The organism is Streptomyces sp. NPDC048424 (assembly GCF_040651555.1).
Taxonomy (GTDB): Bacteria; Actinomycetota; Actinomycetes; order Streptomycetales; family Streptomycetaceae; genus Streptomyces.
Genome location: NZ_JBEZKE010000043.1, coordinates 1 through 12,974, shown reverse-complemented (window position 1 = coordinate 12,974; position 12,974 = coordinate 1). Strand labels below are relative to the sequence as shown.

Genomic DNA, 12,974 nt, shown 5'->3' with positions numbered 1-12,974 from the left:
TCGTGGGGAGATCATTTCCGTCATTGAATCCGCCCTTTCACCGGCTGAAAAGCGGCCGGTAAAGCGGTCGGGTAAAGCAGTCGGCTGCGGATGCCCGGGGAGGGCATCCGCAGCCGCTCCGCTTCAGAGGTACTGACCGGTGTTCGCCACCGTGTCGATGGAGCGTCCGGTGTCCGCGCCTTGCTTTCCGGTGACGAGGGTGCGGATGAATACGATCCGCTCTCCCTTCTTTCCGGAGATTCGGGCCCAGTCGTCCGGGTTGGTGGTGTTGGGCAGGTCCTCGTTCTCCTTGAACTCGTCCACGCACGCCTGGAGGAGGTGGGAGACCCGGAGGCCCTTCTGGTTGTGCTCGAGGAAGGCCTTGATCGCCATCTTCTTCGCACGGTCCACGATGTTCTGGATCATGGCGCCCGAGTTGAAGTCCTTGAAGTAGAGGACTTCCTTGTCGCCGTTGGCGTACGTGACCTCGAGGAAGCGGTTCTCCTCGGTTTCGGCGTACATCTGCTCGACGACGGTCTGGATCATGCTGTGGACGGTGCCGTCCTTGGAGCCCTGGTGTTCGGACAGGTCGTCCGTGTGCAGGGGCAGCGAGGCCTTGAGGTACTTCGCGAAGATGTCCTTCGCGGCCTCGGCGTCCGGGCGCTCGATCTTGATCTTCACGTCGAGGCGGCCGGGGCGCAGGATGGCCGGGTCGATCATGTCCTCGCGGTTGGAGGCGCCGATGACGATGACGTTCTCCAGGCCTTCCACGCCGTCGATCTCGGCGAGCAGCTGGGGGACGATGGTGTTCTCCACGTCCGAGCTGACTCCGGATCCGCGGGTGCGGAAGAGGGATTCCATCTCGTCGAAGAAGACGATGACGGGGGTGCCCTCGCTCGCCTTCTCCCGGGCACGCTGGAAGACGAGGCGGATGTGCCGCTCGGTCTCGCCGACGTACTTGTTGAGGAGTTCGGGGCCCTTGATGTTCAGGAAGTAGGACTTCCCGGCGGGCTGGCCGGTCACCTCGGCGACCTTCTTGGCAAGGGAGTTGGCGACGGCCTTGGCGATGAGCGTCTTGCCGCAGCCGGGCGGGCCGTAGAGCAGGATGCCCTTCGGGGGCCGCAGTTCGTGTTCCTTGAAGAGGTCCGGGTAGAGGTACGGGAGCTCGACCGCGTCGCGGATCAGCTCGATCTGGTCGCCCAGGCCGCCGATCTTGTCGTAGTCGATGTCGGGGACCTCTTCGAGGACGAGTTCTTCGACCTCGCTCTTGGGGACGACCTCGTAGACGTAGCCGGAGCGGGGTTCGAGCAGGAGGGCGTCGCCGGGGCGGATGGTGATGTCCAGGAGCGGCTCGGCGAGCCTCACCACCCTTTCCTCGTCGGTGTGCCCGACGACCAGGGCGCGCTCGCCGTCCTCGAGGATCTCCTTGAGGGTGACGATGTCCCCGGCCCGCTCGAATTCCATGGCCTCGACCACGTTGAGGGCCTCGTTGAGCATGACCTCCTGGCCGCGCCGGAGGTCTTCCGGGTCGACGCTGGGGCTGACGTTCACGCGGAGCTTTCGGCCTCCGGTGAAGATGTCGACGGTGCCGTCCTCGTTGGCCTGCAGGAAGACACCGAAACCGGCCGGCGGCTGGGCGAGCCGGTCGACTTCTTCCTTGAGGGCCACGATCTGGTCCCGGGCCTCACGGAGGGTATTCGCGAGTCGTTCGTTCTGTGCGGATACGCCGGCAAGATTTGTCTGCAGCTCGACGATCCGCTCTTCGAGAATCCTCGTGTGTCGCGGAGAGTCGGCGAGCTTACGTCGCAGGACGGCGATTTCCTGCTCGAGATAGGCAACCTGGCCGGCGGGGTCCTCAGACCCTCGCCCGGGCCGGATGCCGCGGTTGATGTCGTCGTCGTGGGCTGCCACGGTCCTCACCTCCTCCAAGGGGAGCTGGACGCTTCCTGACCCTACCTGGGCTGGTGGTGATTGAAACCCCTAGATCACAAAGACGGTAGAGGTGTGTCCGATCTTCACCCTTGCGTACTCCCTCACGCCAAGGAAATACCCACCCATCAAACTCGGGAAGCGGCCGGTTGTAAGGTCGAACTGTTCAACACCCGTCAGGGCTCGCGCGACTTGCTGCGGGTTGTGACCGGGATGGATCACTCAGCGCAGGGAACGGCAGGAGATATGACCGTGCAGCACGAGGCTCCGACGGGCGCGGCCGGTGAGGCCGGCGAGCCGCTTGAGGTCTGGATCGACCAGGACCTCTGCACCGGGGACGGCATCTGTGCGCAGTACGCCCCCGAGGTGTTCGAGCTGGACATTGATGGTCTGGCGTACGTGAAGAGCCCTGAGGACGAGCTGCTGCAGGACGCGGGGGCGACCACTCCGGTTCCGCTCACGCTGCTCCAGGACGTGGTCGACTCGGCGAAGGAATGCCCGGGGGACTGTATTCACGTAAGGCGCGTTTCGGACAGGGTGGAAGTCTTCGGTCCTGACGCCGAGTGACGCTTCAAACACTTCTGGCGGCTGAGTCCGTCAGCTCCTGGCGGAATTTTCCGTCGCTCCAGCGCCACTTGGCGAGCTGCTTGGTGTCGGGGCAGCAGCGCGGGACGCCGGGTGCGGAGTAGCCGAGGAGGCTCGCGGTGACGACGCGGTCGCGCACGGTCAGTTCCGTGACGGTCTGTCGTTTTCCGGCTTCGAGGAGGGTGGCGACGACGCGGGGGCGGGCGCCTTCGGTGCGGTCCTGGGTGAGGACGTAGATCGCGTGGGGCGGGGTGCCGGAGCCGGCTTCGCAGCGGACGGCGGCGACGGTCTCGGGGCGGGCGTCGCCGTCGAGGTCGCCCTGGGCGGTGGCCGTGACGGTCTGCGGGGCGCCGTTGCAGTCGAGTGGGTAGGTGGCGGCTGCGGCGTCGGGAGCGGTGGCCTGGGGGCCGTTCGCGGTGGGGTCCGGCGTGGCGGCGGGGGTGCCGGTGGCCGGCTGTACGAGTCCCGCTGTGGCTATGACGGCGGCCATGGCGGTGGCCGTGGCGAGCCAGTGGAGGGGCCTGGCCATGCTGTGCGCCAGGGTGTCCGGGGTCGGCGTCAGCTCGGCGGGGCTGTGCAGCACGCGGGGTGTCTCCTGTGCGAAGGGTGACGGGGAGCCAGCATCGTGCCATACCTCACACGGAGGTGGAACGGCCGGGTCCGGTCCGGTTGGGTCCGGGGCGGGGTGACCGTGTGCGGGCCGGGCGGGACGGGGTCGGCACGGGGACAACGAAAAGGCGCTGTGGCGCAGTTCCCGGTCGGTCCGGGGAACTGCGCCACAGCGCCTTCGTGTTGGGTCGGCGGTGCGGTTGCGCGGGGCGGTTACGCGGAGCGGTCGCTGCCGGGGCCGTCGTAGTCCTCGCCGTAGGCGCCCTTGGCGGGGCGGCGGCGGCGCATGGGGGGCTCGACGCCGTCCGCGAGGCGGCGGGCGGTGACGAGGAAGCCGGTGTGGCCGATCATGCGGTGGTCCGGGCGGACGGCCAGGCCTTCGACGTGCCAGTTGCGGATCATCGATTCCCAGGGCTGCGGTTCGGCGAAGCAGCCGATCTCGCGGATGGACTCGACGGTCTTGGACAGCTGGGTGGTGGTGGCCACGTAGCAGCAGAGGATGCCGCCGGGGACGAGTGCCTTCTTGACCGCGTCCAGGCATTCCCAGGGGGCGAGCATGTCGAGGATCACGCGGTCGACGTCGGTCTCGTCCAGGTTGTCCTGGAGGTCGCCGACGGTCAGCTTCCACGCGGGGTGGGGGCCGCCGAAGTAGCGTTCCACGTTGGCGGTGGCGATCTCGGCGAAGTCCGCGCGGCGCTCGTAGCTGTGGAGCATGCCCTGGTCGCCGATGGCGCGCAGCAGGAAGCTGCTCAGGGAGCCGGAGCCGACACCTGCTTCCACGACGCGGGCGCCGGGGAAGATGTCGGCGAAGGCCAGGATCTGGCCGGCGTCCTTGGGGTAGACCACGGCGGCGCCGCGGGGCATGGACAGGACATAGTCGGGGAGCAGGGGACGCAGCGCGAGGTAGGCGACGTTGCCCGTGGTACGGACAACACTGCCCTCGGGGGCACCGATCAGCTCGTCGTGGGGGAAGGAACCCTTGTGGGTGTGGAAATTCTTCCCGGCTTCGAGCGTGAACGTGTAGTGGCGGCCCTTGGGGTCGGTGAGCTGAACCTGGTCCCCGACCTCGAAGGGCCCGCGTCGGCGGGCGGCACCGGTCGGTTCGGACATGTGACCAGTGTATTGGCTTCAGGACTGGGGCCGTGCCATGGCCTTCACGAAGGCCTTTTCTACGTCGAGGGTGGACAGGACGCCGTAGATGGCGCCGCCGGGTTCGAGGACGAGGTACTCGGTGGCGGGGGTGGCGCGGAGGCGCTCGAGGAGTTCTTCGCCGGTGAGTTCCGCGGAAACCTTCATGCCGTCGGTGAGGTCCTGGGCGAGGGTGCTGACGGCGACCCAGGGGCGGCGGTGTTCGGGGACGGAGGCGATGGCGCTCTCGCGGACGATGGCGGTGGGGTCGCCGTGGCCGTCGACGACGACGAGGGCGCGGGCGCCGGCTTCGTTGGCGCGGCGGAGGGCTTCGGAGAGGGGGGTGGCGTTCTCGACGGGGATGGCGCGGCGGGTGAGGGTGCGGGCGCGTAGTTCGGGGAGGTGTGCGCGCAGGCGGGCCATGCGCAGGCTGTTGCCGGCTCCGGTCCAGATGATGGCGGCGAGGATGGCGGCGAGCAGGGCGTCCATGACGGTGTTCATGCCGCCGATGTCCTGGGTGCGGTTGCCGAGGATTCCGGTGTGGGTGAGCAGGGGCAGGCCGAGGAGGACGGCGATGGCGAGGCCGCGGCCGACCCAGGCGGCGGCGATGGTGCCGGCCATGGGTTTGCCGGTGATGCCCCAGATGACGGCGCGGAGCATGCGGCCGCCGTCGAGGGGGAGGCCGGGGAGCAGGTTGAAGGCGGCGACGAGGAGGTTGGAGATCATCAGGCCGGCGAGGAGGACGCCGGGGACGCTGGCGGGTTCGACGGCTTTCATGCCGAGGTGGAAGGCGCCGGCGAGGATGAGGGAGAGGAGGGGGCCGACGAAGGCGAGGACGAATTCGCGGCCGGGGGTCTCGGATTCCTTTTCGATCTCGGAGACTCCGCCGAAGAACTGGAGCTGGATGCGGCGCACGGGGAGTTTGAAGCGGAGGGCGGCGACGGTGTGCGCGAGTTCGTGGACGAGGACGGAGGCGTAGAAGGCGACGGCGAAGAAGAGGGAGACGAGGTAGCGGACGGGTCCGAGGTCGGGCAGGATGCGGTCGAGCTGGTCGCCGAAGACCCAGGTGATGAGGGCGGCGACGAGGAACCAGCTGGGCGAGACGTAGACGGGCACGCCGAAGGGGCGGCCCATGAGGAGTCCGCCGCCCGGTCCTGAGCGCCGGCCCGCGCGCTCGCCGGTTTCGTCGGTGTCTGCCACGGCTGTCCTTCGTTCCTCGGGGTCCCCCGGACGGAGTCCCGGGGATCGGTGTTTCCAGTGTGGTCCGCAGTGTGTAAGCGGGCTGTGATGCTCCGATCATGCAGTGCGAGGGGGTCCGGCGTCGATGGTATGCGCGTGCTGTCGGTGGCGGGTCGTAGGGTTTTGTCCATGACGACGAGCCCCGGTGCTGTGCCTGGCGCAGCCGATGCCGCGACGCCGAGCGCTGTGGCGCCCGCTTCGCTCTCCCCTTCGCGGGCGAGCGATTTCATGCAGTGCCCCCTGCTGTACCGGTTTCGGGTGATCGACAAGTTGCCGGAGAAGCCCAGTGCTGCGGCTACCCGCGGGACGCTGGTGCATGCGGTGCTGGAGCGACTGTTTGATCATCCGGCGTCGGAGCGGACGGCTCCGCGGGCGAAGGCGCTGGTTCCGGGGCAGTGGGACCGCTTGCTGGAGTCGAAGCCGGAGCTGACGGAGCTGTTCCCGGAGGGTGATGAGGGGGCGGGGCTGGCGCGGTGGCTGACGGAGGCGGAGGCGCTGGTCGAGCGCTGGTTCACGTTGGAGGACCCGACGCGGCTGGAGCCGGTGGAGCGGGAGTTCTTCGTGGAGACGTCGCTGGAGTCGGGGCTTCGGCTGCGGGGGATCATCGACCGGGTGGACGTGGCGCCGACGGGTGAGGTGCGGATCGTCGACTACAAGACGGGCAAGGCGCCTCGGCCGGAGTACGCCGAGGGTGCGCTGTTCCAGATGAAGTTCTACGCGCTGGTGGTGTGGCGGCTGAAGCAGGTGGTGCCGCGGCGGCTGCAGCTGGTGTATCTGGGCAGTGGGGACGTGTTGACGTACGACCCGGTGGTGGCGGACCTGGAGCGGGTGGAGCGGAAGCTGCTGGCGCTGTGGGAGGCGATCCGGGAGGCGACGGAGTCGGGTGAGTGGCGGCCGCGGCCGACGAAGCTGTGCGGCTGGTGTGATCATCAGGCGGTGTGTCCGGAGTTCGGGGGGACTCCCCCGCCGTATCCGCTGGTGGTCGTGCCCCGCCCGGGGTCGGAGCGCCCGGCGGAATCATGATCGTCGCATCAGGGCAGAATGGACGGGCCCGCCGTAGCCGTCCGACGAATACGAGGTAGACCCCGTGGCCATCCGCGTCCTGCTGGTCGACGACCAGCCCCTTCTGCGCACCGGCTTCCGGATGATCCTGGAGGCCGAGGAGGACCTGGCGGTGGTCGGTGAGGCCGGGGACGGTCTGCAGGCGCTGGACCAGGTGCGGGCGTTGCAGCCCGATGTGGTGCTGATGGACATCCGGATGCCGCGGATGGACGGGGTGGAGGCGACCCGGCAGATCACCGGTCCGGGCCGGGACGGTCCGGCGAAGGTGCTGGTGCTGACCACGTTCGATCTGGACGAGTACGTGGTGGAGGCGTTGCGGGCGGGGGCGAGCGGGTTCCTGCTGAAGGACGCGCCGGCGGCGGAGCTGGTGCAGGCGATCCGGGTGGTGGCGGGTGGTGAGGCGATGCTCGCGCCGAGCATCACGCGGCGGCTGCTGGACAAGTACGCGGGGCATCTGCCGTCGGGTGAGGAGAGCGTCCCGGACACGCTGGGGACGCTGACCGAGCGCGAGGTCGAGGTGCTGAAGCTGGTGGCCCGGGGGCTGTCGAACGCGGAGATCGCGGCGGACCTGTTCGTGAGCGAGACGACGGTCAAGACGCATGTGGGGCACGTGCTGACGAAGCTGGGGCTGCGCGACCGGGTGCAGGCGGCGGTGTACGCGTACGAGAGCGGTCTGGTGCGTCCCGGCGCCCAGTAGGGGCGCGCGGAAGCGGAACGGGCCGGCAGCCGCGTGGTGCGGCTGCCGGCCCGTTGTGCGTGGCCCGGTGTGGGTCAGCCCTTGCTGATCTCCCAGAAGCGGAAGACGGTCGAGGCGTCGAGGGACCACTGGAGGCCGTTCACGTTCTGGCGGGTGACGGCGTACTGCTTGCCCTGCCAGAGCGGGAGGATCGGGAGCTCGTCGGCGACGATGTCCTGGAGCCGGTTGTAGTCGGTGTTGGCCGCGGTGCGGTCGGACTTCGCGGAGGTCGACGGGATGATCGTCCCGGTGATCTCCTTGTTGTCGTAGTTGTTGTGCAGGACGTTGTCCGGGCCGAAGAACGGCTGCGTGAAGTTGTCGGCGTCCGGGTAGTCGGGGACCCAGCCCTTCACGTAGATGCCGTACTTGCCGTCCTGGATGTCCTTCTCGTACTGCTCGAACTCGACGGACTTGACGTCGGCGTCGAACAGGCCGCTCTCGTTGAGCTGCTTGGCGATGACCTCGAACTGCTGGTCCGTGGAGGGGCCGTAGCGGGACGGGGTGGAGTACAGGGTCAGCTTGACCTTGCCGTTGATGCCTGCGGCCTTGAGGACGGCCTTGGCCTTCTCGGGCTGCGGGGTGCCGCCGTAGCGGTCGAAGAACGGGGTGGTGTGTCCGGCGATGCCGGTGGGGACGATGGAGTAGAGCGCGGTGGCGGTGCCCGCGTACACGTCCCGGACGAGGGCTTCGCGGTCCACGAGGTAGGCGATGGCCTTGCGGACGGGCAGCTTGCCGACGACGGGGTCGTTGACGTTGAAGACCATGTGCTCGACCTCGGCGCCGGTGCCCTGGACGACGTCGACCTTGTTGTCGCCGGTCTTGGTCGAGGCGAGGGCGGCGATGTCCTTCGCGGCGAGGCCGCGGAACGCGAAGTCCACGTCGCCGCTCTCGAGGACCTTCTTGAGGCCGGTCTGGTCGCCGTTGAAGAACTTCAGCGTGACGCCGGTGTTCTTGGCCTTGGCCTTGCCGGTGTAGGACTCGTTGACGGAGAAGGTGGCGCTCTTCTCGCTGAACGAGTCGAGCTTGTAGACGCCGGAGCCGATCGCCTTGTTGTCCGTACGCAGCTTGTCCGCCGGGTACTCGCTGTGGTCGACGATGGAGCCCGCACCGGAGGCGATCTTGCTCGGGAAGGTCGCGTCGGAGGTCTTGAGGCGGAAGACGACGGTCTTGTCGTCGGGGGCGTCGATGCCGGCGATCGACGCGAGCATCACGGCGGGGCCGTTCTCGTCGTTGATCTTCAGCGTGCGCTCGAAGGAGAACTTGACGTCCTTCGAGGTGAGGCTGTGGCCGTTGCTGAACTTCAGGCCGTCCCGCAGGGTGCACTTGTAGAGCTTGCTGTCGCCGCCCTCGAAGGCGCAGGACTGCGCGGCGTCGGGCTCGGGGGTGGTGCCGCCCTTGGGGAAGCTCAGCAGCGACTGGAAGACGTTGTTGAAGAGCAGCCAGGAGCCCGGGTCGTAGCCGGAGGCCGGGTCGGTGGACTTCACCTTGTCGGATATGCCCATGACCACGCCCTTGCCGCTGCCGGCATTGGAGCCATCGGTCGAACCGCAACCGCTGAGCAGCGCGGCGGCGGTGGCTGCGCCGAGCGGGGCCGCCAGCCACTGGTTACGTCGATTCACGCGAACGTCCTTCACAGTCGAACTGTTTCGTTGCCCGGCTCGCGACACCCGCTGCCGGTCGTTGCCTTGCTCAGCCGCTTACGCCGCGGCCGAGCTCCCACAGCTGGAGGTCGGAGATGGCGTTGACCGACCACTCCACTCCGGTGATCCCGTCGCGTGCGGCGACGTACTGCTTGCCCTGCCACAGGGGCAGGACGGGCACGTCCTCGGCGACGATGTCCTGTATCTCCGTGATCGCGGGGACGGCGACGCCTCGGTCGGCCGCGCGCCGCGATTCGGGGATGAGCCTGGTGCGCACCGCGTTGTTGGCGTACGGCGTGCCCAGGAAGTTGTCCTGCTCCAGGAACGGGGCGAGGAAGTTGTCGGCGTCCGCGTAGTCGGGGAACCAGCCGAGCCCGTAGGCGGCGTGGTCGCCCTTCTTCTGCGCGGGGCGGAAGTCGGCCCACTCGCTGCCCTGGACGGTGATGTCGAAGAGCTGGGTGGAGTTGAGCTGGGCCTTGAGGGCCTCGAACTCGGCGGCCGTGCCGTCGCCGTAGTGGTCGTTGGTGTAGTGCAGGGTCAGCTTGACCGGGGTCTTGATCCCGGCTTCCTTCAGCAGGGTTGCGGCCTTGGCCGTGTTGGCCTCGCCGTACTTGTTGTAGAAGGAGTTGACGTGGCCGGTCACGGTGGTGGGGACCAGCGAGTAGAGCGGCTGCGCGGACTTGCCGTAGACCTTGGAGATCAGGGCGCCGCGGTCGACGGCGGCGGCGAGCGCCTGGCGTACGGCCTTGTCCTTGACGACGGGCGCATCGGTGTTGAAGCCGATGTAGCGGATCTCCAGGCCGGGCATCGGGACGAGCTTGACGCCCTTGGGCGGCTGCGCGGAGAACTCGGTGATCTGGGCGGGCGACAGGGTGCGGGAGACCATGTGGATCTTCCCGTCGGTGAGCGCCTTGCCCATGGCCGGGGAGTCGGAGAAAGTGCGCAGTTCGACCTTGTCGTTCTGCAGCTTGAGGTCGCCCTTGTAGTGCGGGTTCTTGGTGAAGACGGCGCGGACCAGCTGGTTGCCCTTGACCTCGGCCTTCATCGTGTACGGGCCGGAGCCGTCCACGGCGAAGCCCTCGCGGAGCTTCTTGGCGTCGTAGTTCTTCTCGCTGACGATGCCGGCGGCGGGGGTGGAGAGCTTGAACGGGAAGGTCGCGTCCGGGGTCTTCAGGTGGAAGACGACGGTGTCGGCGCCCTTGACCTCGACGTTGTCGAGGGTGGAGAGCAGCGAGGACGGGCCGTTCTCGTCCTTGATGGCGAGGACGCGGTCGATGGAGAACTTGACGTCCTTGGCGGTGAGCGGCTCGCCGTCGGCGAACTTCAGCCCGGGGCGCAGGGTGCAGCGGTAGCTCTCGTTGCCGGTGTCGGTGAAGCGGCAGGCGGAGGCTGCTTCGGGGACGGGCTGGCCGCCGCCGCGCGGGGTGTGCATCAGCGTCTGGACGGTCTGGCGCAGGACGTTCCAGGCGCCGGCGTCGTAGGCGTAGGCCGGGTCGAAGGGGGCGGGAGCGAAGTCTGCGGCCTCGAACCGGTCGGTGGTCCCGACGACGATCGCTCCGGATCCTGCTCCTCCGCCGCTCGCGCTGCCGCATGCGGCGAGCACGGGGGTGAGCAGTCCGGCCGCGGCCGTCAGCACCAAGGTCTTGCGGTTCATGCTGGAAGTACTCCCTGTAACCGGCACTTGCTCAAAGCGGCGTAAAGGGCACTTCGCGGCGGTCGCCCGTTCAGGGCGGAACGATCGGGCCGGTGTAGTGACGATCGGTCCACGCGGTCCCGGCACAGGGGTGTGCGTCCGGGACGGCAGAGGTGCGGCGTAGTGCCCGCGCTGACACTAGTGGCCCGGGACGGGATGGCTGGAACTGGCCGGACTTGGGACGTAATCGCACCGTGATGGGAGCGAACTGCCTGTTCATGCGCAGGGGTGCGCAGATTCGGTCAGGGACTGATCAATCCGGACACAAGGGAAGGCACAGGGGCCCTCGGACAGGTCCGTAAGGGGTGTGGCGGGTGACCAAGCTCACTCTGAGCAACCGCCCGGGACAGGATGGAATTTCAGCCTCCGGGGTCCGTGACGGAAGATCCTTCCGCTGGACCTCGACCTCACGGGCGTTCCGTTCGGTACGGAGCGTGCTCAGGGCGTGCCGGTCCGTATCGACACGCGGCCGTGCGTGCCGAGGTTGCCGTGGGTAACCGGGGGGGGGAGGCGGGCCGTGGCGGGTGCCGGCTCAGTTCATCGGGGCGATGAGGGAGCGCAGGAACGCCAGGTCCACGTCCTCCAGTGAGCGCACGACCGTACGGCCGGGAGCGGGTTCGATCACGCCCACCGAGGGGATCGCCACGACCCGGCAGCCAGCGGCCTCGGCAGCCGCCACTCCGGTGCGGGTGTCCTCGATGACCGCGCAGCGCGAGGGGTGGGCGCCCAGCGTCCGCGCCGCGAACAGGTACGGGTCGGGGTGCGGCTTGGTACGGGCGACCTCGTCCCCGGCGACCGTCATCGTGAAGCGGTCGCGGCCCAGGGTGAGCAGGACCTGGTCGATGACCCGGCGGTGCGAGGCGGAGACGAGGGCGGTGGGCACGTTGTGCCGGGCCAGCTCGGAGAGCAGCCGCTCGGCGCCGGGCATCAGCGGCACCCGGTCGGCGATGCGGGCCTCGAAGCGCTCGTTGAGCAGGACGCTCAGCTCGGCGAGGCCGATCGCGGCGCCGGTCGACTCGATCAGGAAGCTCGCGCTGCGGCTCATCGGGCCGCCCACGACCACGTCGCGCCAGGCGTCCTCCAGCCGGTGGCCCAGCTCCTGGAAGATCTCCGCCTCGATCTCCCACCAGAAGCCCTCGGTGTCGACCAGGGTGCCGTCCATGTCGAGCAGCACCGCCTGCAGGGCCGAGCCGTCGGCCGTACGGGCGACGGGGGCGGGAATGGTGCTCGTCATGCGCGTACCTCTCGGAAGGGACGAGAAGGCCGGTCACCTCTTCCCGCGGGGCATTCCCCTGGGAACAGGCGACCGGCCTGGATGGGACCGACAAGTGTACGTCGGTTGACCTCAGCGTGCGTTGAAATACTTCGCTTCGGGGTGATGAATCACGATCGCGTCGGTGGACTGCTCCGGGTGGAGCTGGAACTCCTCCGACAGGTGGACGCCGATCCGCTCCGGCTGCAGGAGGTCGGCGATCTTCGCGCGGTCCTCCAGGTCGGGGCAGGCGCCGTAACCGAGCGAGAAGCGGGCACCGCGGTACTTGAGGTCGAACATGTCCTCGACCTGGGCCGGGTCCTCGCCGCCGAATCCGAGCTCGGCGCGGACGCGGGCGTGCCAGTACTCGGCCATGGCCTCCGCCAGCTGGACGGAGAGGCCGTGCAGCTCCAGGTACTCGCGGTAGGAGTCGGACTCGAAGAGCTTGGCCGTGGCCTCGCCGATCTTCGAGCCGACGGTGACGACCTGGAGGCCGACCACGTCGGTCTCGCCGGACTCCTCGGGACGGAAGAAGTCCGCGAGGCACAGGCGGCGGCCGCGGCGCTGGCGCGGGAAGGTGAAGCGGGTCCGCTCGTTGCCGTCGTCGTCGAGGATGATCAGGTCCTCGCCCTTGGACACGCAGGGGAAGTACCCGTAGACGACCGCGGCCTCGAGGAGGTTCTCGGTGTGCAGCTTGTCCAGGAGACCGCGCAGCCGCGGACGGCCCTCGCTCTCGACGAGCTCCTCGTACGTGGCCCCGCCCGCGCGGGCCTGCTTGAGGCCCCACTGGCCCTTGAAGAGGGCGCCCTCGTCGAGCCAGGAGGCGTAGTCCTTGAGCGGGATGCCCTTGACGACGCGGGTGCCCCAGAACGGCGGGGTGGGGACCGGGTTGTCGACGGACACGTCGGAGCGGCCGCCCGGCTCCTCGGGTTCCTCCACCTGGAGGGCGGGCGTGTCGCGCTTGGCGACGCGGCGCTGCTTGAGCTCGGGGAGGGAGGCACCCGGGACGCCGCGCTTGACCGCGATGAGGGCGTCCATGAGGCGCAGGCCTTCGAAGGCGTCGCGGGCGTAGCGGACTTCGCCTTCGTAGATTTCGTGGAGGTCTTGTTCGACGTAGGCGCG

At 68.6% G+C, this 12,974-nt stretch carries 11 protein-coding genes; 3 read left to right on the top strand and 8 right to left on the bottom strand.

What is annotated here, in order from left to right:
* Nucleotides 1-123: 123 nt before the first annotated feature.
* Nucleotides 124-1,890: a proteasome ATPase gene (gene arc, locus AB0D29_RS35360; protein ID WP_319730019.1), complete on the bottom strand. Its 1,767-nt coding sequence runs from the start codon at nucleotides 1,888-1,890 to the stop codon at nucleotides 124-126.
* 264 nt (nucleotides 1,891-2,154) lie between these two features.
* Between arc and AB0D29_RS35355 the strand changes: the two genes are divergently transcribed.
* Nucleotides 2,155-2,475, top strand: a complete 321-nt coding sequence (locus AB0D29_RS35355; RefSeq protein ID WP_030722847.1) for a ferredoxin — start codon at nucleotides 2,155-2,157, stop codon at nucleotides 2,473-2,475.
* Between the two features lie 4 nt (nucleotides 2,476-2,479).
* Here AB0D29_RS35355 and AB0D29_RS35350 read toward each other — a convergent pair whose 3' ends face one another.
* From AB0D29_RS35350 to AB0D29_RS35340, 3 genes are all read right to left on the bottom strand, one after another.
* Nucleotides 2,480-3,022, bottom strand: a complete 543-nt coding sequence (locus AB0D29_RS35350) for a hypothetical protein (RefSeq protein ID WP_362859954.1) — start codon at nucleotides 3,020-3,022, stop codon at nucleotides 2,480-2,482.
* Nucleotides 3,023-3,315: 293 nt separating this feature from the next.
* A complete protein-coding gene (locus AB0D29_RS35345; RefSeq protein ID WP_053785960.1) occupies nucleotides 3,316-4,212 on the bottom strand; it encodes a tRNA (adenine-N1)-methyltransferase in 897 nt (298 codons plus the stop codon).
* Nucleotides 4,213-4,230: 18 nt separating this feature from the next.
* Nucleotides 4,231-5,364 carry a site-2 protease family protein gene (locus AB0D29_RS35340; RefSeq protein ID WP_362859952.1) on the bottom strand — a complete coding sequence of 378 codons (1,134 nt, stop codon included), beginning with the start codon at nucleotides 5,362-5,364 and terminating at the stop codon, nucleotides 4,231-4,233.
* A gap of 234 nt (nucleotides 5,365-5,598) precedes the next feature.
* Here AB0D29_RS35340 and AB0D29_RS35335 point away from each other — a divergent pair, with 234 nt between their 5' ends.
* The gene (locus tag AB0D29_RS35335) at nucleotides 5,599-6,492 is read left to right on the top strand and encodes a PD-(D/E)XK nuclease family protein (RefSeq protein WP_362859899.1); all 894 of its coding nucleotides are present in this window, start codon (nucleotides 5,599-5,601) and stop codon (nucleotides 6,490-6,492) included.
* Between the two features lie 64 nt (nucleotides 6,493-6,556).
* Complete coding sequence (locus AB0D29_RS35330) at nucleotides 6,557-7,228, top strand: response regulator transcription factor (RefSeq protein ID WP_030722859.1); 672 nt, start codon at nucleotides 6,557-6,559, stop codon at nucleotides 7,226-7,228.
* Between the two features lie 74 nt (nucleotides 7,229-7,302).
* On the opposite strand, the gene AB0D29_RS35325 is transcribed toward AB0D29_RS35330, so the two are convergent.
* The 4 genes from AB0D29_RS35325 to AB0D29_RS35310 all read right to left on the bottom strand — a co-directional run.
* Nucleotides 7,303-8,886: an ABC transporter substrate-binding protein gene (locus AB0D29_RS35325; protein ID WP_362859898.1), complete on the bottom strand. Its 1,584-nt coding sequence runs from the start codon at nucleotides 8,884-8,886 to the stop codon at nucleotides 7,303-7,305.
* A gap of 70 nt (nucleotides 8,887-8,956) precedes the next feature.
* Complete coding sequence (locus tag AB0D29_RS35320; RefSeq protein ID WP_362859896.1) at nucleotides 8,957-10,561, bottom strand: ABC transporter substrate-binding protein; 1,605 nt, start codon at nucleotides 10,559-10,561, stop codon at nucleotides 8,957-8,959.
* A 571-nt stretch (nucleotides 10,562-11,132) separates the two neighbouring features.
* A complete protein-coding gene (locus AB0D29_RS35315; RefSeq protein WP_362859894.1) occupies nucleotides 11,133-11,834 on the bottom strand; it encodes an HAD family phosphatase in 702 nt (233 codons plus the stop codon).
* Nucleotides 11,835-11,945: 111 nt separating this feature from the next.
* Nucleotides 11,946-12,974 (bottom strand): vitamin B12 dependent-methionine synthase activation domain-containing protein (locus tag AB0D29_RS35310; RefSeq protein WP_362859892.1); only part of this gene is annotated, 1,029 nt, incomplete at its 5' end.